Below are 22363 nucleotides of genomic sequence, written 5' to 3' on the forward strand. Positions count from 1 at the left end.
AGGAGACAGACGGTGCCGGAGAACCTCACCGCCCCGCTCGTCGTCGAGTTCCCCTTCACCCGCTCCCTCGGCCCCGTGCAGAGCGCCTTCCTCACCGGGCTGCGCGAGCGCGTCGTCCTGGGCGTCCGCACCCGCGACGGCCGGGTGCTCGTGCCGCCCGTCGAGTACGACCCCGTCACCGCCGACGAGATCCGCGACCTCGTCGAGGTCGCCACCACCGGAACGGTCACCACCTGGGCCTGGAACCCCTCCCCGCGCCCCCGGCAGCCCCTGCCCCGCCCCTTCGCCTGGGTGCTGGTCCGGCTCGACGGCGCCGACACCGCCCTGCTGCACGCCCTCGACGCACCCGGCGCCGACGCCGTGCGCACGGGCATGCGGGTGCGGATCCGCTGGGCCGCCCGCCGCGAGGGAGCGATCACCGACATCGCCTGCTTCGAGGCGCACGACGGTCCCGCCGGCCACCGGGCCGCCCCGCACGACGGCCGCTTCCCCGACCCCGTCACCTCCCTGACCGCCCCCGCCCGCCTCGAGTACACCTACACCCCCGGCCGCGCCCAGAGCCGCTACCTCGACGGTCTCGCCCGCCGCGAGATCCTCGGCGAACGCTGCCCCTCCTGCCACAAGGTGTACGTACCGCCCCGCGGCGCCTGCCCCACCTGCGGCGTCGCCACCACCGAGCCCGCCGCCCCCGGCCCCCGCGGCACCGTCACCACCTTCTGCGTCGTCAACATCAAGGCCAAGGGCCTCGACATCGACGTGCCCTACGTCTACGCCCACATCGCCCTCGACGGCGCCGACCTCGCCCTCCACGCGCGCATCGGCGGCATCCCGTACGACCGGGTGCGCATGGGCATGCGGGTCGAGCCCGTCTGGACCGGCGACGGCCGCCACCCCGACCACTACCGGCCCACCGGCGAGCCGGACGCCGACTACGAGAGCTACCGGAGGCTGCTGTGACGCCGCCCCGCGACGTCGCCGTCGTCGCCTACGCGCGAACCGACCACCAGGGCCCCGCCGAAGGGCTCTCCGAGGCCGAGGCGCTGCTGCCCGTCCTGCACGACGCCCTCGCACAGGCCGGCCTGGCCCCCGGCGAGGCGGACTTCACCTGCTCCGGTTCGAGCGACTACCTCGCCGGACGCCCCTTCTCCTTCACCCTGACCCTCGACGCCGTCGGCGCCTGGCCGCCCATCGCGGAGTCCCACGTGGAGATGGACGGGGCCTGGGCGCTGTACGAGGCCTGGGTGAAGATCCTCACCGGCCGGGCCGACACCGCCCTCGTCTACGCCCACGGCAAACCCTCCGCCGGCGACCCGCGCGACGTCCTCACCCGCACGCTCGACCCGTACTACGTCGCCCCCCTGTGGCCCGAGCCGGCCTCCCTGGCCGCCCTCCAGGCCCGGGCCCTCGCCGACGCCGGCCACACCGGCGAGCCCCCCGGCCCCACCCCCGGCCCCCCGGCCGTCACCGACGGCGCCGCGGCCGTCGTCCTCGCCGCCGGCGACGCCGCCCGCCGCATGTGCGCCCGGCCCGCCTGGATCCGCGGCGCCGACCACCGCGTCGAGCCCCACGCCCTCGGCCTGCGCGACCTCACCGACTCGCCCTCCACCCGCCTGGCCGCCGAACGCGCCGGCGCCTTCCGCGCACCCGTCGACACCGCCGAACTCCACGCCCCCTTCGCCGCCCAGGAAGCCGTCCTGCGCCGCGCGCTGCGCCTGGACGACACCGTCACGGTCAACCCCTCCGGCGACGCCGCCGCCGACCCCCTCATGGTCACCGGCCTCATCCGCCTCGGCGAGGCGGCCGCCCGCATCCACCGCGGCGCCTCCGACCGCGCCCTGGCCCACGCCACGTCCGGGCCCTGCCTGCAGCACAACCTCGTCGCCGTGCTGGAGGGGGACGCATGAGCCGGGAACCCGTCGCCGTCGTCGGCATCGGCCAGACCCACCACGCCGCCGCCCGCCGCGACGTCTCCATCGCCGGACTCGTCCGCGAGGCCGCCCTGCGGGCGCTCGAGGACGCCGCGCTGACCTGGGCGGACATCGAGGCCGTCGTCATCGGCAAGGCCCCCGACTTCTTCGAGGGCGTCATGACGCCCGAGCTCTACCTCGCCGAAGCCCTCGGCGCCGCCGGTAAGCCCCTGACGCGGGTGCACACCGCCGGCTCGGTCGGCGGCTCCACGGCGCTGGTCGCCGCCGACCTCGTCGCGGCCCGCGTCCACCGGACCGTCCTGACCGTGGCCTTCGAGAAACAGTCCGAGTCCAACGCCATGTGGGGCCTGTCCCTGCCCGTCCCCTTCCAGCAGCCCCTGCTCGCCGGCGCCGGAGGCTTCTTCGCCCCGCACGTGCGGGCCTACATCCGCCGCACCGGCGCACCCTCCTCCACCGGCACCCTCGTCGCGTACAAGGACCGCCGCAACGCCCTGAAGAACCCCTACGCCCACCTGCACGAGCACGGCATCACCCTGGAGAAGGTGCGCTCGTCGCCCATGCTGTGGGACCCCGTCCGCTACTCCGAGACGTGCCCCTCCTCCGACGGCGCCTGCGCCATGGTCCTCACCGACCGCACGGGTGCCGCCCGCGCCCCCGCCCCGCCCGCCTGGCTGCACGGCGGCGCCATGCGCAGCGAGCCGACGCTCTTCGCCGGCAAGGACTTCGTCTCGCCCCGGGCCGGCCGCGACTGCGCCGCCGACGTCTACCGCCAGGCGGGCATCACCGACCCGCGCCGCGAGATCGACGCCGTGGAGATGTACGTGCCCTTCAGCTGGTACGAGCCGATGTGGCTGGAGAACCTCGGCTTCGCCGCCGAGGGGGACGGCTGGAAGCTCACCGAGGCCGGAGTGACCGAGCTCGACGGCGCGCTGCCCGTCAACCCCTCCGGCGGCGTGCTGTCCACCAACCCCATCGGCGCCTCCGGAATGCTGCGCTTCGCCGAGGCCGCGCTGCAGGTGCGGGGCCGGGCCGGCGAGCACCAAGTCCCGGACGCGCGCAGGGCGCTCGGCCACGCCTACGGCGGCGGCGCGCAGTTCTTCTCCATGTGGCTGGTGGCCGGTTCGCCGCCCGTCACCTGAGCCGTGTACGGGGCCTGTCCGGCGCCGCCGTCGCTCGCTAGGGTGGGCGGCGACGACGAGCCGGGAGGAGTGCGGACGTGGCGGACAGCACGACTGAACAACTGGCGGGCGACGTGAAGCCGGATCTCGACCTCGCCAGGGCCGCCTGGCAGCCGAGCGGCGGCAGCCGGCGGGGCAACGTCCAGATCGCCTTCGTCGAGGGCTACATCGCCATGCGGGACCGGCGCGACCCGGACGTCCCGGCCGTGATCTTCTCGCCGGCCGAGTGGCGGGCGTTCGTGCTCAGCGCCCGGGACGGGGAATTCGACCTCACGTAGCTCCCGGTGGGTCCCCGGCCGCGGCACGCCCCGGCTTCCCCGGCGCCACGGCGCGGGGGCGGGCACGTACGATGTGGGCATGTCCTTCCTCCGCCGCCGCAGCGCCGCCAGCCCCACCGGGCCGGACTTCGACGTCCTCGCCATGGATCCCGGGGACTGGCCCGGTGACCTCGGGGCCGGGCTGCTGCCCGCGCCCGACGGAAGTTGCCAGGGAGTCTTCCTCCGCTACGACCTGTTCGGCGGCCGCGGCCCCGCGATGATCATCGGCAATCTGCCCGAGGGCTCCCCGGCGCGGGAGCTGGGCGAGGGCCAGGTGCCCTTCGAGGTGGCGCAGCTGCTGGTGGCGCTCGGCAACGACGAGCCGGTCGAGGTGCTGGACACCGAGGACGTGCCGGTCATGCACGAGGACAACCTCCTCATCGTGCGGCGGCTGAAGTGCTCGGAGAGCCGGATCTCCTGCACCCAGTTCGACCGCAGCGACGGCGTGCTCGTCACCATCGCCAGCTGGGACCGCCCGATCACCGACGACCTCTACCAGCTGCTCAAGCCGCTGCCCGCGGAGATGTTCCAGGCCGGCTAGGCCCGCCCCTCCGCCCGGACCGTCAAGGAGCCCGGCACGCCCACGGCGTGCCGGGCTCGTCTTTTCCTGTGGTTTCCCCGCGGGTTTTCCCGTGGTTTCCCCGCGGTTTTCCCCGCGGTCTACCAGTTCGAGGGCCGGATCCGGACGTCGGAGGCCTTCACGAAGGCCACCCGGTGCCCGAACTGGATCTCGTAGTAGACGTCCTTGCCCCGGATGATCCTGTGCCCCGCGGGCTCGTAGGTGGTCGCCCACAGATACTCGCTCGGGGACGTCGCCCCCAGGACGTACGCCTGCCCGGCCGCCAGCCGGTACGGCAGCGGCGTCACCGCCTGGACCGGGACGCCCTCCGGATAGGCCTCCTTCTCCGGGTAGGCGCGGCCGTACACCGGGATCTCCTTCAGCCCCTCCCTCGGCGTGATCATCCGGCCGTGCGCGCCGAGCGCCGCCGGATCCCACCAGGGGTTGCGGAACCACGCCTTCTGGCCGAGGTACCAGATCGCCGTCCACCCGGCGTGCTGGTCGGCCACCGCGAACTGCTGTCCGGTGGAGGCGCGGGCGCCCGTGTCGTTGACACCGGTCGTCGAGGGGCTGCCGTCCGGGCGCAGGCCGATGTCCTGGATCAGCGGCGCGTCGTCGCGGGGCGCGGTGAACAGCCGGACCGCTCCGGAGCCGTGCGGGGCGCACGGCTCGCCGGGCTTGGCGCAGCCGGTGTAGACCGGCTTGTGGTCGGCGTAGCCGGGGGCGATGGTGACCATGCCGCTGAAGGGGCTCGCCGTGGTGACGAAGGGCGCGTCCATCAGATCGAAGTAGTGCGCCCAGTCCCAGTACGGACCCGGGTCGGTGTGCATCCCCGGAATCGTCGCCGTGGTGGTGCCCGGGACGTTGTCGTGGCCGATGATGTGCTGCCGGTCGAGCGGGACGTCCAGCTTCTCCGCCAGGTGCCGCACCAGCCGGGCGGACGTGCGGTACATCGCCTCCGTGTACCAGGCGTCGGGCTGGGCCAGGAAGCCCTCGTGCTCGATGCCGACCGACTTGGAGTTCACGTACCAGTTGCCCGCGTGCCAGGCCACGTCCTTGGTCGGCACGTGCTGGGCGATGTGGCCGTCCCCGGAGCGGATGGTGTAGTTCCAGGAGACGTACGCCGGATCCCTTATGAGCTTGAGGGTCGTCTCCCAGGTCCCTTCGGTGTCATGGACGACGATGAAGTCGACCTTCTGGGAGGAGGGCCGGTCGGCGATGTCGTGATTGCCGTAGTTCTTGCCCTCGAGCTTCTCGTACGGCGCCGGGATCGACTCGCAGGCCACCGTGGACGGGCACTCGACGCCCGTGGTCGTGAGGGTGCCGAGTTTCAGCCGCCCCACCTGGGCCGTGCGGGGGGCGATGCGCGGGGTCGCGGGGAGGGCGACCTGCTGGCCGCTGTCGGTCCTGCGCCGCTCACCGCGCCGGAGCACGTCGTAGACGTCGCCCGCGAAGACGGCCGCCGTCGCGGTGTCGGTGGCACCCGAGTAGGCGGCGACGGCTCCGTACCAGTCGGCGGGGTCCTTGCTCAGGGGCAGGCCCAGCCGCTTCTGCTCGGCGGCCAGCAGGGCGGCGCCGCCGCGCACGTTGGCCGCGGCGTCGCGGCGCAGCGAGGAGGCGGGCAGGCCCGTGAGATCGGCGGCGCGGGCCAGGGTGCGCAGCCGGGGCGGCAGCGCGGCGGGGGCGGGAGCGGCCGGGCGGGCGGCGGCGCGGGGCCGGGCGAGATCACCCCGGGCGTCCTCGCCGGGCTCGCTGTGGTGCCCGGATGCGGCCAGGGCCGTGGCGGCGTCGGTCAGGTGCATCGGGCCGTAGCCGCCCGTGACGCTGGGGGCGCCGCCGTGGCTGTCCCAGCGGGACTCCAGGTAGGAGACGGCGAGCAGCACGTTCTCCGGTACGTGGTACGCGGCCGCGGCGGCGGTGAACTCCCGCTGCAGGGTGGCGGACGCGGCCCGCTCGGCCGTGGCGGCCGGCCCGGCCGTGATCAGCGGCAGCAGCAGGGCGGCCGCGGCGGCCGGGCCCGCGGCGCGCGGCGGACGGGGTCTTCTTCGTGCGGCTCTTCCCTCTCGTGCTTCTTCCGGCGGTGCGTTCCGTGATGGCGCTGGGGCGGATCCTCGCAATGCGGCCTCCTCGGGACGGGCAGTGCCGTGCGGCGTGGTGGTGCGCGGTCAAGCTGGTGACCGAACCTACCAAGAGGCCCCGGCCAAGCCGACGATCCGTCAATAAGACCGGCGGTGGCGGTTATCGGACCGGCCGGTGCCGATACGCACGTCGACGCCCGCGCCGGGGGTTTCCCGGCGCGGGCGTCGAGGCGCGCCCACGGATCACTCGTCCGGATGGGCGAGCGACGACACGCCGTAAGTCGGCGGCACGGCGTGTCGGTCGTACGGTTCAGCGGGTGCCGACGGCGGCCCGGACCGCGCGACGAGCCATCGCGCAGTCGTCGTGCAGGCGGCGCAGCAGCAGTCGCTGCTCCTCCCCGGACTCCCCGGCGGCCGCACCGGGTGCGGCGGGTTCGTGCATGGCGCGCTGCACGGCCGTCTCGTACGTCCGGATCTCCCGGGTGAGCACCAGCATCAGATTGACCAGGAAGGCGTCCCGGGACGTGGGCCCCGCGGCCTGGGCGTGCTGGCTGATCTGACGGCGGGCCACCGGGGCGTCACCGAGGACGGCCCACAGCGTCGCCAGGTCGTACCCCGGGAGGTACCAGCCGGCGTGGTCCCAGTCGAGGAGCACCGGCCCGGCGGGCGACAGCAGGATGTTCGACAGCAGCGCGTCGCCGTGGCAGAACTGTCCCTGCACATGGGCCAGCCCGTGCAACAGCTTCTGCAGATCGCCCAGATCACGGTCGGTGAGCAGGCCGAGCTCGTGATACCGGGCGATGCGCTTGCCGTAGTCCAGCGGCATGTCGAACATCCCGGCGGGCGGTCGCCACAGGTTGACCCGGCAGATCGCGCCGAGTGCCGCCCGGACGTCCGCGCGCGGAAGCGTGTCCACCGGATGCCGCTGGACGGCGGCGGGACGACCGGGCATGCGCTCGAGGACGAGCGTGCAGTTGTCGGGGTCTGCGGCGATCAGCCGGGGCACCCGCACCGGAGGACGGTGACGGACAAACGCCCGATATGTGGCTATTTCGTGACGGAACCGTTCGGCCCAGGCCGGTGAGTGGTCCAGTAAACACTTGGCCACCGCGGTGCTGCGCCCTGTCGTGCCGACCAGGAGGACGGAGCGTCCCCCTCGCCGGAGCACCTGGACGGGGTTGAACTCCGGGCAGATCCGGTGGACCGACGAGATCACCGTGCGCAGCTGGGCGCCCTGGGGGCCGGACAAGTCGATTCTCCCGCTCAGCGGTTGGGCGCCGGTCCCCGGAGCCCTCCGTGCCCGTCCGCCCCCGAACGCGGCCCCCACGGCATGGGAGGGGTCCAGGTACGGTCCGCCGCCGCTCTGCTGGCTACGGAGCGGCCGGTGCGGAGCGGACACGGAGGTCGATGCTGCATACATGGGCTGAACAGATCCCTTCGTGTCGGCGAATTGCCGCGCGCCCCCGCCCACCGGACCCTCCCGCACCCTGGGGAATGCGATCGGGCGCCGGGTGGCCGGGGTTGCGCGTTCCTACATCACACCCGGCCGCGGGTGGCACACCATCTGGCGCACCCTGGCGAACCCTGGCGAATACTCGCTTGGCCCATGACGGCCCGAGTACCTTCAAGTCAGCCGAGGAACCTGGGGGCTTGACGTGACGAGGGAACCCAACACCCGCCTTGCGGACCTGTTCGGCCTGGCCGGCTGGTCCAAGGGGGAGCTCGCGAGACTTGTGAACCGGCAGGCGGCGGTCATGGGCCATCCGCAGCTGGCGACCGACACCTCGCGGGTGCGGCGCTGGATCGACATGGGGGAGTCCCCCCGCGATCCCGTGCCCCGGGTGCTGGCCGCCCTCTTCACCGAGCGACTCGGCCGTGTCGTGACCATCGAGGACCTCGGGTTCGGTCGGCGCGGGCGGGCAGGCAAGGGGCAGTCCCCGGACGGGCTGCCGTGGCCGCCCGAGCGGACCGCCGCGGTCCTCACCGAATTCACGGGAATGGACCTCATGCTCAACCGACGCGGCTTGGTGGGCGCGGGCGCCGCGCTCGCCGCAGGCTCAGCAATCAGCAGCGCGATGCACGACTGGCTGCACTCCGATCCGGTCCTCGCCTCCGACGCCCCTCACTTCGACGACCCGCTGCGCGCCAGGGCGACGCACGCCGACCCCGCCGGCTACGACCGCTACGAGGCGGCCCCCGTGGGCTCCCTGGAGATCGACGCGCTGGAGCGCTCGGTCGAGGTCTTCCGCCTCTGGGACGCCTCCCGAGGGGGCGGCCTGCAGCGCAAGGCGGTCGTCGGCCAGCTCAACGAGGTCGGCGGGATGCTCTCCTACCACCACCCCGAGCACCTCCAGCGCAGGCTGTGGGGGGTCGCCGCCAACCTGGCGGTGCTCGCCGGCTGGATGTCGCACGACGTGGGCCTGGAGCCCACCGCGCAGAAGTACTTCGTCATCGCCGCGCACGCGGCCCGCGAGGGCGGCGACCGGCCCCGGGCGGGGGAGGCGCTCTCGCGCGCCGCCCGCCAGATGGTCCACCTCGGCCGCCCCGACGACGCCCTGGACCTGATGAAGCTCGCCAAGTCCGGCGGCGGGGACGACACGCTGCCGCGCACCCGCGCCATGCTCTGCACCATCGAGGCCTGGGCACAGGCGTCCATGGGGCGGGGCCAGGCGATGCGGCGCACGCTGGGCGAGGCGGAGGAGCTGTTCGTCTCGGACAAGAGCGACGTTCCCCCGCCGAGCTGGATGCAGATGTTCGACGAGGCGGATCTGCACGGCATGCAGGCGCTGGCCTACCGCACGCTCGCGGAGCACGACCCGGCCGCGGCGCCCGTCGCGCAGCGGCACGCCAAGCGGGCGATGGAGCTGCGGGGGGACCAGCACAAACGGTCCATGCTCTTCGACTACATCTCGATGGCGTCCGCGTGCTTCATCGGCAACGACCCCGAGCAGGCGGACACCTTCGCCCGCATGGCGCTCAACTCGATCGGCGAGATGTCCTCGCACCGCACCTGGGACCGGCTGCGCGAGATGTACCGGCTCACGGGGAAGTACGCGGACTACGCCAAGATCGAGCATCTGCGGGAGGACATCCAGCGCGCGCTGCCCAAGGGCCCCGGCCCCCGGTCCGGCACCAAGACCGTGTGAGGGGCCGCCGGTCCCGGCGGGAGGGGGCGGGAGGCCCTACGAGCCGATGCGCGCGATCAGCACGCACGCGTCGTCCTCGCGCCCGGTGCCGCCGAACTCCTCCAGCACGGCCCGTAGGCACTCCTGTGCGCTGCCCGCCGCCGCGAAGCGCGGGGCGAGGGCGAGCAGGCGGGCGTCGGACGGAAGGGCCGCCAGGCCCTCGGTGTGCAGGACGAGCACGTCACCGGGCAGCAGGGCCTGGGCGGTCTGCTCGTACGCGGCGTCGGAGACCGCCCCGAGCAGCACGCCCCGGGGCGGCCGGAGCGCGTGCCCCGTGCCGTCGCGGAAGAGCAGCGGGGCGGGGTGGCCGGCCTGGGCCCACAGCAGGGTGCGGGTGGCGGGGTCGTAGCGGCAGCACACCGCGCTGCCGAGCGCCGGCTGGGCGGAGGCGTCGAGCAGGTGGTTGAGCCAGCCCATCAGGGGCCCGGGCTCGGAGCCGGAGACGGCCATGCCGCGGACGGCGCCGAGCAGCATGGCCATGGTGGAGGTCGCGGTCACGCCGTGGCCGGTGAGGCCGCCGACGGTCAGCAGCGTCCGCCCGCCGGGCAGCTCCATGGCGTCGAACCAGTCGCCGCCGATCAGGGTGCTCGTCGCCGAGGGGAGGTAGTGGGCGGCCAGGTCGAGGACGGCGCCCTCGTGCGGGGCGCCGGGCGCGCCCGTGGCCTGCTGCGGGAAGCGCAGCGAGCCCCGCCAGGGGGGCAGCACGGCCTCCTGCAGCTCGACCGCGATCCGGTGCTCGGTGCGCGCGAGGTGCTGCCGGCGGGCGGCGGAGTCACGGGTCTCGTGCACCTCCCGCTGGCTCCGCCGCAGCTCGCTGACGTCCCGCAGCACGGCCCACATGGAGGCCGTGCAGCCGTCGGCGTCGAGCACGGGCTCGCCCATCATGTGCACCGTGCGCAGCTCTCCGTCGCCGCGCACGATGCGGAACTCTCCGTCGACGGGCTTGCCGTCCACCAGGCAGTCGGTGAGCATCGCGGTCAGTACGGGGGTGTCCTCCTCCGGCAGGCAGGAGGGGAGCTCGTCGAGGGTGAGCGCGCCGTCCTCGGGGCGGCGGCCGAAGAGCTCGAAGAGCTCCTCGGACCAGGAGACCTCGTCGGTGAGGAAGTTCCACTCGGCGCTGCCGGCCCGGGCGGCCCCGGCACCGGGCCCGTCCGGGCCGGGCCGCTCGGCGGTCAGGGTGGCGGCCGGGGCGGCGGGCAGGCTCCCCGCCGGGGCCGTGGCGTCGTCGGCCGGCAGCCCCTCGCGCAGCTGGCCCAGGTGCTCGCCGAGCGTGTCGGCGTGCTGGGCGGCCAGCTCGACCAGGGCGCGCTGCCAGCGCAGCCGGGGGTCGCCGGAGCGCTCGGCGTCCGCCGCCGTCTCGCGCCGGACCGCGTCGAGGCCGCCTCTGAGCCGCCGCGTCTGCGTGATGAGGACGTCGACCGCACCGGGCTCGGCGGCCTCGGCGGCGGGTCGGTCCGCTGACTGCGGTGACGGCATCACGTACTCCGATACAAGCGGGGCGCGGCCCGGCTCACGGTCCACGGACCCGGCCGGGCGGGGTGAGTGCTGTGACGACTCTTGCACAGTCGGCGATGGCCCGTAACCGCTTTGGCAATACCCGATACGGTGGTGCTGGTGGCATATGCCCGTGGCGTCTGTGCGACATATCCGACACCGCTCCGCGGAATGCCTTGTTCCAGGTAGGCTGCGGGCGCTCGGGCCCACCCGAGTTTCCACTGTTCACCAGGCATAGCGCCGGTGGACACCGGCAAGAATGGCGGACGACGGAAATCCCGTTGCCAGCCGACTCCCCGCACCGGATGCTGACCCCATGTTCGATCCAGACATAGCGCCCAGCGGCACCCTGCTCGGCCTCCTGCAGCGAGGCCGCGGCGACGGGACCCTGCATGCCCTCGCGGCGCCGCGCGCCGAGGCGCTCGCGGCGCTGAACCACTGCGTGCTCCGCGACCCCCGGCGCGACTGGCAGCTCGAGAACCGCTCGCTCTACTACGCGCGCCTGTACGTGGACCTCGACGGCGGCCTCGGCGAGATCGAACAGCACCTCTTCCACCCGGACGACCTGTTCGAGACCGCCGAGGAGCGCACCGGCCTGGCCCTCGCCGTCCTCGGCCACCTCGCCTCCTACGGACGCGAGGACGCCCTCGCGCTGCTGCGCCGCTACGCCGCCGGCGGCGGCAACTGGGCCTGGGCCCTGGACGAGCTGGCCCTGCGCGACGACGACGCCGGCCTCCTCGCCCTCGGCGAGGCGGTCCTCGCCCGGTTCCCGCACACCCCCGGGGGCGAGGCCGCGCTCGCCGCCGCGGTGCGCGACGCCTTCGAGCCCAGGCCCTGGCGGCTGTGGGCGGACGACCAGCACGCCCCCGCCGTCGCCGCCCGCGTGCGCGCGGCCCAGGAGCAGGGATCCTTCGACCGCTGGCAGCGCCAGCTGCGCCCCGCCGGGCCCCGGCCCGGCTGGAGCGTGCGCGAGGTCCTCGACTGGGCCCAGCAGGGCCTCGACCAGCACCCCACCCAGCACCGCCACGTCCCCGCCACCCGCTGCCTGACCGCCGTGGCCGGCCCCGAGGACCGCGGGGAGATCATCGAGGCCGCCGCCTTCGGGCAGGAGGCGGCGCGCGCCACCGCGCTGCGCTACCTCGCCGAGCACCACGATCCCCAGGCCCTCGACCTGATCGAGACGGCCGCCGCCGACCCCTCCGAGCTGGTCGCGGAAGCCGCCGTCACCGCCTTCGAGCGCATGCGCAGCACGGCCGCCCTCGAGCGCGCCCGCGCCTGGCTCACGCGCGGCGACGCCCTGGGCGCCGCGGCCGCCGCCATGCTGGCCTGCCGCGGCGGGGAGTACGACTCCCCGCTCGTGCTCGCCGCCCTGCGCGAGGCCGTGCGGGCCTCGGGCTGCGACGCGCCCGTCCTGTGGGACCTCGTCGACGGCGCCGGGCGGATGGCGATCACGTGCGCCGCCCCGGTGTTGCGCCACGTCTACCGCGAGACCTCCTCCTCCCACCTGCGCGGCCGCGCCGCCCGGGCCCTCGCCGCGACGGACCCCTCGTTCGCCACGGGCTTCGCCGTCGAGTGCCTGTGGGACTGCGAGGAGTCCACCCGCGAGCTCGCCGCCCACCACGCCACGACCGCCGACGCGCGCGTCGTGGAGCAGCTGCGCCGGCTGGCCGCCGACCCGGCCGAGGAGGCCGAGGTGCAGACGGCCGTGCGCAGCCGCTTCGAGCCGGACGCGCCGGCGGTGTGAGCCGCTGTGGATGATCTTCAGGTCGTCCGGTCCCTAGGATGTCGGGGCCCCACCCCGACGTCCTAGGAGTGCCGTGCCCGGCCGCCGTCCGTCCGTATCAGCCAAATCCGCCGTATCCGCCATATCCGCCCCCGCCTCCCGCAGGGCGCTGCTCGCGGCCGCCGTCGCGCTGGCCCTGCGGCCCGCGACCGCCGTCGCCGCGGCCCCGGCCGCACCGCCCGGCCCGGTCCGCGTCACCGAGGGGCAGGTCGCCGAGGCCGCCCCGGGCCGGGCGATCCTCTATCCCAGCGTGACCAGCTGTCTGACCGTCACCCTCCGGCTGTGCGACGGCGCCAAGGTCGGCGCGCACGCCAGCCTCTTCCAAGTGCCCGGCGAACTGCGCTCGGACCAGATCCTGGCCGCCGCCCGGCGCGTGGCCGGCACCCGCAAGGTCACCGCCGTCGAGGTCAGGGGAGCCGTCGGCGCCTGGCACCCGGGCTACTTCACCAAGGCCATCGAGAGCTACGCGGAGGGCGAGGCCGTGCCGTACCCGGAGCACCCCGACCCCGACGGCCTGGCGCGCGCCGTGGCCGCCGGTCTGGGGTTGCCCGCGCGGGTCCGGGTGACGGTGGAGGACGTACCCGACGGCGACCAGACGGTCCGCTGACCGACGGTCCGCCGGCCGCGGCGGACGAGGCCCCGGAGCGCCGCCCGCGTCCGCTGAGCGGACGCTCCAACTCCCTTTACGGACGCCTTATATGAGGGTGTGCTTACTGTAGTGCTGTGACGGCTGTGGTGACGGCGCGGGCGCTGCCCGGAAGGCCGCGTTCGGGGCTCTGGGCCCTGTCGGCGTTCGTCGTCGTCCTCGTCGCCCTGGCGCACGTGCTGGGGTGCGCCTCCCACGGACAGTCCTCGCCGTTCACCGGCCGGGCGTACGCCCTGCCGGTGAGCGCCCCGCAGGGCCCCGGCCACGACACGACGCCGGAGTGCCGGGAGCCCGCCGAGACGGGCGTGACCGCGGCGCGCACCGACCTCGCCGCGCCCGCCCCGGACGGCGAACTCCCGCCGCCGCCCGCCGTGGTGGACGCCGCCCTGGTACGGCCCCCGGCCGACGCGCCCTGGGCGGCCGCCGGCCAGGGCCGCGACGTGGGCAGGCTGAGGTCGGCGCTGGGGGTCTGGCGCACGTAGGACGGCACGCGCCGGCCCGGCCACCGCGCCGCGCACGGCGCCGCGAGCGACCGGAACGTCCCCCACCGTCCTTCTCTGACGACGCGGCCCGCCCCCACCTCCCGCACGGAGGACCGCAGGGCCGCGGGAGAGCCACGCGATGACTTCTGTCCTCCCGTCCCCGTCCCCCCTGCCCGCCGCCGCCCTGACGCTGGCCCCGGCCCTGCCCGCCCGCACCCCGGCCGGCCTGGTCGGAGGCACCCCGCTGCTGTGGATCGGCGAGCCCTTCACCGACCCCGGCCGCGGCTTCTGGGCCAAGCTCGAAGGCCGCAACCCCGGCGGCATCAAGGACCGCACCGCGCTCCACATGGTCGCCCGCGCCCGCGAACGCGGCCGGCTCCTGCCCGGCGCCCCCATCGTGGAGTCCACCTCCGGCACCCTGGGCCTGGGCCTCGCCCTCGCCGGCGTCACCTACGGCCACCCCGTCACCGTCGTCACCGACCCCGGCATGGAGCCGATGATGGCCGGCCTGCTGCGGGCGTACGGCGCCGAGGTCCACGTCGTGCGCGCCGCGCACCCCGTCGGCGGCTGGCAACAGGCCCGCCGCGAACGGGTGGAGGAGATCCTGGCCGCCCGCCCCGACGCCTGGTGTCCGGACCAGTACCACAACCCCGACAACGTCACCGCCTACCGCACCCTCGCCCACGAACTGATCGCCCAGCTCGGCCGGATCGACGCCCTCGTCGTCAGCGTCGGCACCGGAGGCCACTCGGCGGGCGTCGCCTCCGTGCTGCGCGAGCACTTCCCCGCACTGCGCGTGGTGGGCGTGGACACCACCGGCTCCACGATCTTCGGCCAGCCCGCCGCGCCCCGGCTGATGCGCGGCCTCGGCAGCAGCATCTACCCCCGCAACGTCGGCTACTCCCTCTTCGACGAGGTGCACTGGGTCGCCGCCTCCGAGGCGGTGTGGGCCGCCCGCGCCCTGGCCAGGTCCCGCTGCGCCACCGGCGGCTGGAGCGTGGGAGCCGTCGCCCTGGTCGCCCGGCACGTCGCCGCCACGCTGCCCGCCGAGGCCAGGGTGGCCGCCGTCTTCCCCGACGGCCCGCAGCGCTACGTCGGCACGGTCTTCGACGACGACTACTGCCGCCGCCACCGGCTGCTGGGCGGCGTCCCCGCGCCCGCCCCCGACCGCATCGCCCATCCCGGCGAACGGGTCGTCACCCGGTGGACCGCCTGCGAGACCGTCGTCGACCCGCTCGCCGCCGGGGCCCCGCCCGCCGGGCCGGAGGCCACCGGCCCCGACGCCGGAGAGCACGGCCTGGCCGGAGCGGCCCGGTGACCGCCGCCCCGGCCGGGGCGGCCCCCGCAGCGCCCCGGCTGACCTCGCTGTGGCGGCACACCCGCTCCTTCCCGCCGGCCGCCCGGCTGCTGATGGTCAATCAGTTCGCCATCAACCTCGCCTTCTACATGCTCATGCCCTACCTCGCGGCCCACCTCGGCGACGACCTCGGGCTCGCCGCCTGGACCGTCGGCCTGGTCCTGGGCGTCCGCAACCTCTCCCAGCAGGGCATGTTCCTCATCGGCGGAACCCTCGCCGACCGCTACGGCTACAAGGCGCCGATCCTGGCCGGCTGCCTGCTGCGCACGGCCGGATTCGCGCTGCTGGGATGGGTGGACGCGCTGCCCGCCCTGATCGCGGCCTCGGCGGCCACCGGCTTCGCGGGCGCGCTGTTCAACCCGGCGGTACGGGCGTACCTGGCGGCCTCGGCCGGGGCGCGGCGCGTGGACGCCTTCGCGACGTTCAACGTCTACTACCAGGCGGGGATGCTGCTCGGCCCGCTCGCCGGACTCGCCCTGCTGGCCGCGGACTTCCGGCTGGTCTGCACCGTCGCGGCGGCGATCTTCGCCGGGCTGACGGTGCTTCAGTGGCGGGCCCTGCCCGGCCGGGCGGGCGGCAGCGGCGGGGGAGCGGGGACGTGGGCCGGGGTGCGGGCGCAGTGGCGCGCGGTCGTCGCCAACCGGCCGTTCCTGCTGTTCTCCCTCGCCATGACCGGCTCGTACGTGCTGACCTTCCAGGTCTACCTCGCCCTGCCGCTCGCGGCGGGCGTCGCGCTGGGGGCGGCGGGCACCGAGGTCACCACCGCGCTGTTCGTCGTCTCGGCGGCGGTCGCCGTCGCCGGCCAACTGCGGCTGACCGCCTGGGCCAAGCGCCGCTGGAGCCCGCGGAGGGCGCTGGTGCGGGGGCTGACCGCCATGGGGCTGGGCTTCCTGCCGCTCGCGCTCGTGTCCATGGACGCCGGGGCGCTCACGGCGTGGAGCACGACCGCGGCGCTGACGGTGGCGGTGGTGCTGCTGGCCGCGGGCGGCGCGGTGGTCTACCCGTTCGAGATGGACACGGTGGTCACGCTCTCCGGGGACCGGCTCGTCGCCACCCACTACGGGCTCTACAACACCGTCTCCGGGCTGGGCGTCACCCTGGGCAACCTCGCCGTCGGGGCGCTGTGGGACGTCGCGCTGCGACGGGAGGCGCTGTGGGTGGTGTGGTGCGCGCTCACGGCGACCGGGGTCCTGTGCGCGGGTGCGGTCGCCCTCCTGGCCCGTTCGGGGCGGCTGGCCGCGCCCTGACTGTGCGAAGCTGTCCCGAACACCCCTATGACCAGGAGGTTTTTCATGGCAGACGATACGGCGGGGCCCCAGTCGTCCGGCGGCGGCGAGGACGACGTGAAGCGCAAGTTCCGCGAGGCTCTGGACCGCAAGCGCGGCAAATCGGGCGATGCCGCCGCGAGCGGGCAGAACCGCGACGGCTCCAAGATCCACGGTACGCACGGCAAGGCGGGCGGGCAGCGTTCGTTCCGCCGCAAGAGCGGCTGACCGGCCGGCGTCGCGTACCCGGTGCTCCCGGCACCGGGTACGCGCCCTGCCGTCCCGGTCCGACGGTATGCCGATAATGGAGGCGCCCCGCGGCCCGCGGAGCACCCGAGACAGCCACAGCACCAGACACCAGGGGGCGCGGATGAAGAGCGAGCAGCAGCACACCGGACGATACCGAGGACGCCTGGCCCGCAGGATGTCGGCCGTCATCGCCCTGACCCTGGGCGCCGCCCTGCTGGCCACGCCCGCGTCGGCCGTGAGCGCGCACCCGACGGCCCGGACCGCGACCCACTCCGTGGCGGCCGACGCCGCGACCGCTCGCACGGCGGTCACCACGGACGCGGCCGCCGACGGCTCCGCCTCGACGGTCACGGCCTCCTCGCACCACAAGAGCTCCGACCACCGGACGCTCGCCAAGGACAAGAAGAAGAAAAAGAAGAAGGGCTTCTTCAAGAAGCTGGGCGTCGCCCTGCTCATCGCGATGGTTCTGGGCACCCTCCTGGTGGTCGCCCTGATCGTCCTGGCGATCTTCCTGATCCGGCGGGCCTTCAAGCGCCGCCGGTCCTGACCGCCTCCGCCCGGCGCCGTCGCGGCCGTCGCCGCCCGCCTCAGCTCGTCTTCGCCACCCAGGCCAGGGCGAGCCACGGCGTGGTGGCGGCCGCGACCGCCAGGGCCCAGCCCGTACCGGTCTCGGGGAACCCGATGAGCAGCGGGACGACGAGGGCGGCCCCGCACGCGAGGATCAGCGCGGCGGGCAGGTGGACCCAGGGCTCGAATCGACGCGCGTAGCGCACGCCCGCCTCCCGGCGGTGCATCGCGATGGCGGTGACGAGCCCGGCCGCGAGGCCGACGATCCAGATGGCCGGCAGCGCGAGGATGCGGCCGGCGAAGGAGCCGATGTCGTTGTCCGGGGCCTGACGCACCCCCAGGTCGGGGCGGTCCGGGGCGTACAGCAGCTGGACGGTGCGGCCCTGTGCGGGGTGGCCGCTGGTGTGCACCCCGTCGACGGTGACCCGCTGCTCGCCGGAGTCGAAGGCGATGGTGACGGCGATCTCCGAGGCGAATTCGTCGGTGCCGTCGATCTCCCTGCCCGTGGGGTGCGGAGTGCCGACGATCCGCTCGATCAGCACGTCGTGCGCGGTGGCTCCGGCCCGTTCGGCCCTGGCCAGCCACTCGCCGTCCGCGCCGTCCGGTCCCACGCCCTGGCAGAGCGCGGCGGCGCTGGTGAGCGCCACGCCGAACCCCAGCACCCAGCACAGCGCGCGCGAGGGCCTCGGCTCGGGCCAGGGCTCGTGCCTCTTGCGCCACAGCTTCCTGCGCAGCGCCGCCCGGCGGCGCGCCCGCACCAGCAAGGAGGCCAGGAGCCAGCACAGCGCGCACCCGGCGGTCGCGCCGAGCAGCTCCAGCTGGTGGCGCTTGGGCGGCAGTTCCCGGAACGGGATCACCCCGAGCACCATGGTCGCGTAGCCCACGAGCAGCGTGGCCCACCCCGCCAGTCGCGTCCCCATCCGCATGCCGTACGTCCCCCACCACACCTAATTGATCTTGCGGTGGACAGGGTAATAGGCGCCGCGACGCTTCGCCGAGGGGGCCCGAGGCGGTCAGCCGGCCTGGCTGAGGAACCGCCCCGGCTTGCACGCCTCGCAGAGCTGGACCTCGCGGGTGTCGAACAACTCGCGGGCCTCCGCGGTCGTCAGGGTCTCCTCGTCGCCCTTGGGCACCCAGCAGCCCAGGTGGTGCAGTTCGGGAAGCGGCCCGCCGGGGCGCGGATACACCGTCACCGCCCAGATGGCGTCCTCGAAATCCTGTCGCCACTCGCCCCGCAGGCGTTGCAGTACGACTTCGCGTACCCAATCACGGGGGGAATGGCCGACTTCACGCGCAGCGGATTCGATACGGGCGAGTTCTACCTCGGTGAAGAGCTGCTCCATGAGGCCGGACAGTAGCAGCGGGGGACCGTGCGCGACCGGGGTTCCGGGCGATCGTGCACGGTGCTGACCTGCGACTTGACCGTGTACGGGTCAAGTGGGGGAGGAACGCCCGGCTGACGCCGTTGATATGAAGAGCAGCTCCGGGCCCCCCTATCGGGATTGGCATAGGACGGCGGGATATACCGGCCGGTCTCCGCCCCATACCCCGAGCGCGGCGCCCGTGGCCAATTCGTTATCACCTGTCCTCGTGAACGCGGCGGTTTTCCGCGCGGGCCCCGTCGCACGCCACCGCACCGGCCGTAACCCCGCAGGGGGGTGGGGCCGTTTAACCACTCGTCCCGGAAGTGATGCGGAGGGAGCACCGATGAGCCTGCTGCGCAAGATCCGTGACACCGGGCGGGTGGCGGAGGACGCCCCGCCCCGGCCGGCCGGTGCTCCGCCGCGCGCCGCGCGGGACCTGGGCGGCTCGGCGCAGGTGCGGTGCGTGGACGCCGGATCGTGCAACGGCTGCGAGATCGAGATCGCGGCCGCCTTCGGACCCGTGTACGACGCCGAGCGGTACGGAGCACGGCTTGTGGCCTCGCCCCGGCACGCCGACGTGGCCCTGGTGACCGGGCCGGTGACCCGCAACATGGCCGAGCCGCTGCGGCGCACCGTCGCCGCCATGCCCAGGCCCCGCCTCGTCGTGGCCGTCGGCGATTGTGCCATCGACGGCGGGGAGTTCGCAGGCGGATACGGCATCGAGGGCACGGTCGCCGACGTGGTCCCCACCGATCTGCAGGTGCCCGGCTGCCCGCCGGAACCACAGGCGATCGTGGCCGCGCTGCGGACGGTGACCGGCAGATGAGCGGCGAGGCGGGCGGCCGTCCTCCCGATACCCCCGGGCGGCCGGCGGCGGGGCACGCGGTGAGCGCGCCGTGAACCCCATCGGGGCGGCCTCGGCCGCCGCGGCCGCCCTCGCCGCCGCCGGAGGACTGCTGGGCGCGGCCCTCCCCGGCCGCGCCCGCGTCCTCGCCTCCGGCGCCTGCACCGCCGCCCTCGGAGCCGCCGGCCTCGCGGCGGGCACCGCGGCGCTGCGCGGCGGGCACTGGACGGCCTCCGCGCCGGCCCTCCTCCCGCTCTCCGGCGCGCACCTGGCCGTCGACGCCCTGTCCGGGCTGTTCATGGCGGTGGCGGGCGGCGTCGTCCTCGCGGTCGCCGTCTACGGCATCGGATACGCCGCCGGGCACGGCCCGCACGGCACCGGCTCGCGCACCGCCCAGGGCACCTGGCCGGTCTTCGCCCTCACGCTCCTGCTCGTCCCGGCCGCCGCCTCCGTCTCCACCTTCCTGCTGCTGTGGGAACTGATGGCGCTCACCTCGCTGGTGCTCGTCCTCGCCCGCCACCGCGGCGGCGGCCCGGCCCAGCGCGCCGCCGTCCGCGCGGCGGGGCTCTGGTACGGGGTGATGACCCACTTCGCCTTCGTCCTGCTGCTCGCCGGCACCGGCCTGTTCGCCGCCGGCGCGGGCGGCGAGACCTTCACCGCCCTGCGGGCGGGCGCCCACGCCCTGTCGCCCGGCACCCGCGGCGTGGTGTTCGTCCTGGCCGCCCTGGCCTTCGCGACCAAGGCGGGCGCCGTCCCGCTGCACCCCTGGCTGCCCCGGGCGCACCCCGAAGCCCCGAGCGCCGTCTCGGCGTTGATGAGCGCGGCGATGGTGAACCTCGGCGTCTACGGCATCGTGCGGCTGGGCTTCGACCTGCTGGGCGGCGGACCGCGCTGGTGGTGGCTGCTGGTGCTGGGCCTGGGCGCCCTGTCCGCCGTCCACGGCATCCTGCAGGCCGCCATGGCCTCCGACCTCAAGCGGCTGCTCGCCTACTCCACCTCCGAGAACCTGGGCCTGGCCCTCATCGGCGTGGGCGCGGCCGGGCTGCTGGCCGACGCCGGCAACCGGGCGCCGGCCGCGCTCGCCCTGGCGGCGGCGCTGCTGCACATCGTCAACCACGCAGCCTTCAAGGCCCTGTTGTTCTGCGCGGCGGGCTCGGTGCTGCGCGCCACCGGGCTGCGCGACCTGGACCGGATGGGCGGGCTGCGCGCCCGGATGCCGGCCACCTGCGCGTTCTTCGCGCTCGCCGCGCTCGGCGCCGTGGCGCTGCCTCCCGGCAACGGCTTCCTCGGCGAATGGCTCCTCCTGCAGTCCCTCGTCCACGGCCTCGCCGTGCCGGGGGTGGTCACCGCCCTCGTCCTGCCGCTCGCGGTCGCCGCGATCGCGCTGTCCGCCGGGCTCGCCGCCGCCGTCTTCGTCAAGGCGCTCGGCGTGGCCTTCTTCGCCCGGCCGCGCAGCGCGCCCGCAGGTGCGGCCGTGGAGAGCCCGCCGAGCATGCTGGCCGGCATGGGCCTGCTCGCGGCCGCCTGCGCCGCCCTCGCGCTCGTACCCGGCCTCCTGGGCGACGGGCTGTCACGGGCGGTCGCCGCGGCGGGCGCGGGGGACGGGCCGCCGCTGGCCGGGGGAGCGCTCACCGTCCGCCTGGACCGGCTCGCCGCCGCCATGTCCCCGCTGTGGGTGGCCTGCGCGCTCGCGGCCGCCGTGGCCGCCGTGGCCGTGCCGGCCCGGCTGCTGGCACGCCGCCGGCGCCGGGGCAACGCCCGGCTGTGGGACTGCGGCGGAGGCGCCCCGACGGCCCGGATGTCCTACACCGCCACCTCGTTCGCCGAGCCCCTGCAGCGGGTGTTCGACGACGTGCTGGCCCCCCAGCAGGACGTCGACGTCACCCCCGTACGCGAATCCGCCTATCTCGTCGAGCGGGTGCGCTTCCGGCGCAGCGTCCCCGACCGCGTCGAACACCGCCTCTACCGGCCGCTGCTGACCGCCGTCTCCGGGGTCGCCACGGCCGCCCGCCACCTGGCCACCGGCAGCCTCCACCTCTACCTCGGCTACGGCTTCTTCGGCCTCGTCGCCCTCCTGCTCGCCCTGGCGGTCCAGCGGTGAGCGGGCACGGCGCGGCGGGAGCGGCGGCGGTGGCCGCCCAGGTCGCCGCGGTCTGCGCCGGGGCGCCGCTGCTGACCGGGCTGATGCGGCAGGTCCGGGCGCGACTCGAGGGGCGGGCCGGGGCGGGCGTCGCCCAGCCGTGGCGCGACCTGCGCAAGCTGATGCGCAAGGAACCCATCACCCCCATGGGCACCGGCCCGGCGTTCCGGGCGGCACCGCTGCTGCTCGTCGCCACGACCGTCGTGGTCGCCGCCCTCGTGCCGCTGGCCTCCACCGCCACCCCCGCCGGCGGCAGCTCCGACCTGATCCTGGTCGTGGCGCTGCTGGCGCTGGGCACGGTGGCCCTCGCCCTGGCCGGGCTCGACACCGGGACCGCCTTCGGCGGCATGGGCGCCTCCCGCGAGATGACGGTGGCCGCCCTCGTGGAGCCGACCATCCTCCTGGCCGTCTTCGCCCTGTCGATGCCCTCCGGCTCGACCAACCTGGCCGACATCGTCTCCGGCGGCCTCCACGACCCCGACCGCCTCGCCTCCCCGGCCGGGCTGCTGGCCACCGCCGCCCTCGCCGTGGCCGTGCTCGCCGAGACCGGGCGGCTGCCGGTGGACAACCCCGCCACCCACCTGGAACTGACCATGGTCCACGAGGCGATGGTGCTGGAGTACGCCGGTCCCGACCTGGCGCTCGTCGAACTCGGCGCCCAGATGCGGCTCGCGGTGCTGCTCGGCCTGCTGGCCTCGCTCGCCGCGCCCTGGGGCATCGCCACCACCGCCTCGCCGCCGGCCGTCGCCCTCGCCCTGCTGCTGCTCGCGGTCAAGGTCGCCCTGCTCGGCGCCGTCCTCGCGGCCGCCGAGGTGTTCTGGGCCAAGCTGCGGCTGTTCCGCGTGCCCGAACTGCTCGCCGGCTCCTTCCTGCTGGCCCTGCTCGCGGTGACCGCCTCCTACTTCCTGACGGGAGAGTGAGGCCCTC

The 22363-nt window shown here is 75.0% G+C and carries 21 protein-coding genes; 16 read left to right on the plus strand and 5 right to left on the minus strand.

The genetic code is table 11. The annotated features are described in order from the left end of the window. The first annotated feature begins 12 nt into the window (after positions 1 to 12). The 5 genes from IE295_RS06500 to IE295_RS06520 all read left to right on the plus strand — a co-directional run bounded on the left by IE295_RS06500 (position 13) and on the right by IE295_RS06520 (position 3964). A complete protein-coding gene (locus IE295_RS06500; protein WP_190062542.1) occupies positions 13 to 957 on the plus strand; it encodes a Zn-ribbon domain-containing OB-fold protein in 945 nt (314 codons plus the stop codon). Further along, positions 954 to 1904 carry a thiolase family protein gene (locus tag IE295_RS06505; RefSeq protein ID WP_190062543.1) on the plus strand — a complete coding sequence of 317 codons (951 nt, stop codon included), beginning with the start codon at positions 954 to 956 and terminating at the stop codon, positions 1902 to 1904. Before IE295_RS06500 ends, IE295_RS06505 begins: the two co-directional genes overlap by 4 nt. After that, positions 1901 to 3067, plus strand: a complete 1167-nt coding sequence (locus IE295_RS06510) for a thiolase family protein (RefSeq protein WP_190062544.1) — start codon at positions 1901 to 1903, stop codon at positions 3065 to 3067. The genes IE295_RS06505 and IE295_RS06510 overlap by 4 nt, the downstream gene beginning before the upstream one ends. 77 nt (positions 3068 to 3144) lie before the next feature. Continuing rightward, positions 3145 to 3384, plus strand: coding sequence for a DUF397 domain-containing protein (locus tag IE295_RS06515; RefSeq protein ID WP_190062545.1), 240 nt, complete (start codon positions 3145 to 3147; stop codon positions 3382 to 3384). 79 nt (positions 3385 to 3463) lie between these two features. Further along, positions 3464 to 3964 (plus strand): hypothetical protein, encoded by a 501-nt coding sequence (locus IE295_RS06520; protein WP_190062546.1) that lies wholly within the window; start codon positions 3464 to 3466, stop codon positions 3962 to 3964. Positions 3965 to 4083: 119 nt separating this feature from the next. Here IE295_RS06520 and IE295_RS06525 read toward each other — a convergent pair whose 3' ends face one another. Together IE295_RS06525 and IE295_RS06530 are read right to left on the minus strand one after the other, a co-directional pair. Continuing rightward, the gene (locus IE295_RS06525; protein WP_190062547.1) at positions 4084 to 6099 is read right to left on the minus strand and encodes an N-acetylmuramoyl-L-alanine amidase; all 2016 of its coding nucleotides are present in this window, start codon (positions 6097 to 6099) and stop codon (positions 4084 to 4086) included. 271 nt (positions 6100 to 6370) lie between these two features. Continuing rightward, positions 6371 to 7480 (minus strand): aminoglycoside phosphotransferase family protein, encoded by a 1110-nt coding sequence (locus tag IE295_RS06530; protein WP_190062548.1) that lies wholly within the window; start codon positions 7478 to 7480, stop codon positions 6371 to 6373. A 235-nt stretch (positions 7481 to 7715) separates the two neighbouring features. Here IE295_RS06530 and IE295_RS06535 point away from each other — a divergent pair, with 235 nt between their 5' ends. Next, entirely contained in the window at positions 7716 to 9206 is a 1491-nt protein-coding gene (locus tag IE295_RS06535) for a DNA-binding protein NsdB (protein WP_190062549.1), read from the plus strand. A 36-nt stretch (positions 9207 to 9242) separates the two neighbouring features. Here the strand turns inward: IE295_RS06535 and IE295_RS06540 are convergent, their stop codons facing one another. Next, positions 9243 to 10721: a PP2C family protein-serine/threonine phosphatase gene (locus IE295_RS06540; RefSeq protein WP_190062550.1), complete on the minus strand. Its 1479-nt coding sequence runs from the start codon at positions 10719 to 10721 to the stop codon at positions 9243 to 9245. Positions 10722 to 11055: 334 nt separating this feature from the next. Between IE295_RS06540 and IE295_RS06545 the strand changes: the two genes are divergently transcribed. The 7 genes from IE295_RS06545 (at position 11056) to IE295_RS06575 (ending at position 17068) form a co-directional block, all read left to right on the plus strand. Beyond that, the gene (locus IE295_RS06545; protein ID WP_190062551.1) at positions 11056 to 12483 is read left to right on the plus strand and encodes a HEAT repeat domain-containing protein; all 1428 of its coding nucleotides are present in this window, start codon (positions 11056 to 11058) and stop codon (positions 12481 to 12483) included. 73 nt (positions 12484 to 12556) lie between these two features. Then, complete coding sequence (locus tag IE295_RS06550; RefSeq protein WP_224323137.1) at positions 12557 to 13129, plus strand: hypothetical protein; 573 nt, start codon at positions 12557 to 12559, stop codon at positions 13127 to 13129. 116 nt (positions 13130 to 13245) lie between these two features. Next, a complete protein-coding gene (locus IE295_RS06555; RefSeq protein ID WP_190062552.1) occupies positions 13246 to 13650 on the plus strand; it encodes a hypothetical protein in 405 nt (134 codons plus the stop codon). A gap of 139 nt (positions 13651 to 13789) precedes the next feature. Then, entirely contained in the window at positions 13790 to 14968 is a 1179-nt protein-coding gene (locus IE295_RS06560; protein ID WP_190062553.1) for a PLP-dependent cysteine synthase family protein, read from the plus strand. A 38-nt stretch (positions 14969 to 15006) separates the two neighbouring features. Beyond that, positions 15007 to 16254, plus strand: a complete 1248-nt coding sequence (locus IE295_RS06565; protein WP_190062942.1) for an MFS transporter — start codon at positions 15007 to 15009, stop codon at positions 16252 to 16254. Between the two features lie 45 nt (positions 16255 to 16299). Then, positions 16300 to 16500, plus strand: coding sequence for a DUF5302 domain-containing protein (locus IE295_RS06570; protein ID WP_190062554.1), 201 nt, complete (start codon positions 16300 to 16302; stop codon positions 16498 to 16500). Positions 16501 to 16642: 142 nt separating this feature from the next. Continuing rightward, complete coding sequence (locus IE295_RS06575) at positions 16643 to 17068, plus strand: hypothetical protein (protein WP_190062555.1); 426 nt, start codon at positions 16643 to 16645, stop codon at positions 17066 to 17068. A gap of 40 nt (positions 17069 to 17108) precedes the next feature. Here the strand turns inward: IE295_RS06575 and IE295_RS06580 are convergent, their stop codons facing one another. Then, positions 17109 to 18008: a hypothetical protein gene (locus IE295_RS06580; RefSeq protein ID WP_190062556.1), complete on the minus strand. Its 900-nt coding sequence runs from the start codon at positions 18006 to 18008 to the stop codon at positions 17109 to 17111. A 93-nt stretch (positions 18009 to 18101) separates the two neighbouring features. Further along, positions 18102 to 18431 carry a DUF6233 domain-containing protein gene (locus IE295_RS06585; RefSeq protein ID WP_190062557.1) on the minus strand — a complete coding sequence of 110 codons (330 nt, stop codon included), beginning with the start codon at positions 18429 to 18431 and terminating at the stop codon, positions 18102 to 18104. 364 nt (positions 18432 to 18795) lie between these two features. On the opposite strand from IE295_RS06585, the gene IE295_RS06590 reads away from it, so the two are divergent. The 3 genes from IE295_RS06590 to IE295_RS06600 all read left to right on the plus strand — a co-directional run bounded on the left by IE295_RS06590 (position 18796) and on the right by IE295_RS06600 (position 22356). After that, on the plus strand, positions 18796 to 19278 hold the full coding sequence (locus IE295_RS06590; RefSeq protein ID WP_190062558.1) for an NADH-quinone oxidoreductase subunit B family protein: 483 nt from the start codon (positions 18796 to 18798) through the stop codon (positions 19276 to 19278). Between the two features lie 70 nt (positions 19279 to 19348). Further along, positions 19349 to 21397 (plus strand): proton-conducting transporter transmembrane domain-containing protein, encoded by a 2049-nt coding sequence (locus IE295_RS06595; RefSeq protein WP_190062559.1) that lies wholly within the window; start codon positions 19349 to 19351, stop codon positions 21395 to 21397. Next, complete coding sequence (locus IE295_RS06600) at positions 21394 to 22356, plus strand: respiratory chain complex I subunit 1 family protein (RefSeq protein WP_224323138.1); 963 nt, start codon at positions 21394 to 21396, stop codon at positions 22354 to 22356. Before IE295_RS06595 ends, IE295_RS06600 begins: the two co-directional genes overlap by 4 nt. Positions 22357 to 22363 lie beyond the last annotated feature (7 nt).

The organism is Streptomyces griseocarneus, assembly GCF_014655595.1.
Classification (GTDB): domain Bacteria; phylum Actinomycetota; class Actinomycetes; order Streptomycetales; family Streptomycetaceae; genus Streptomyces; species Streptomyces griseocarneus.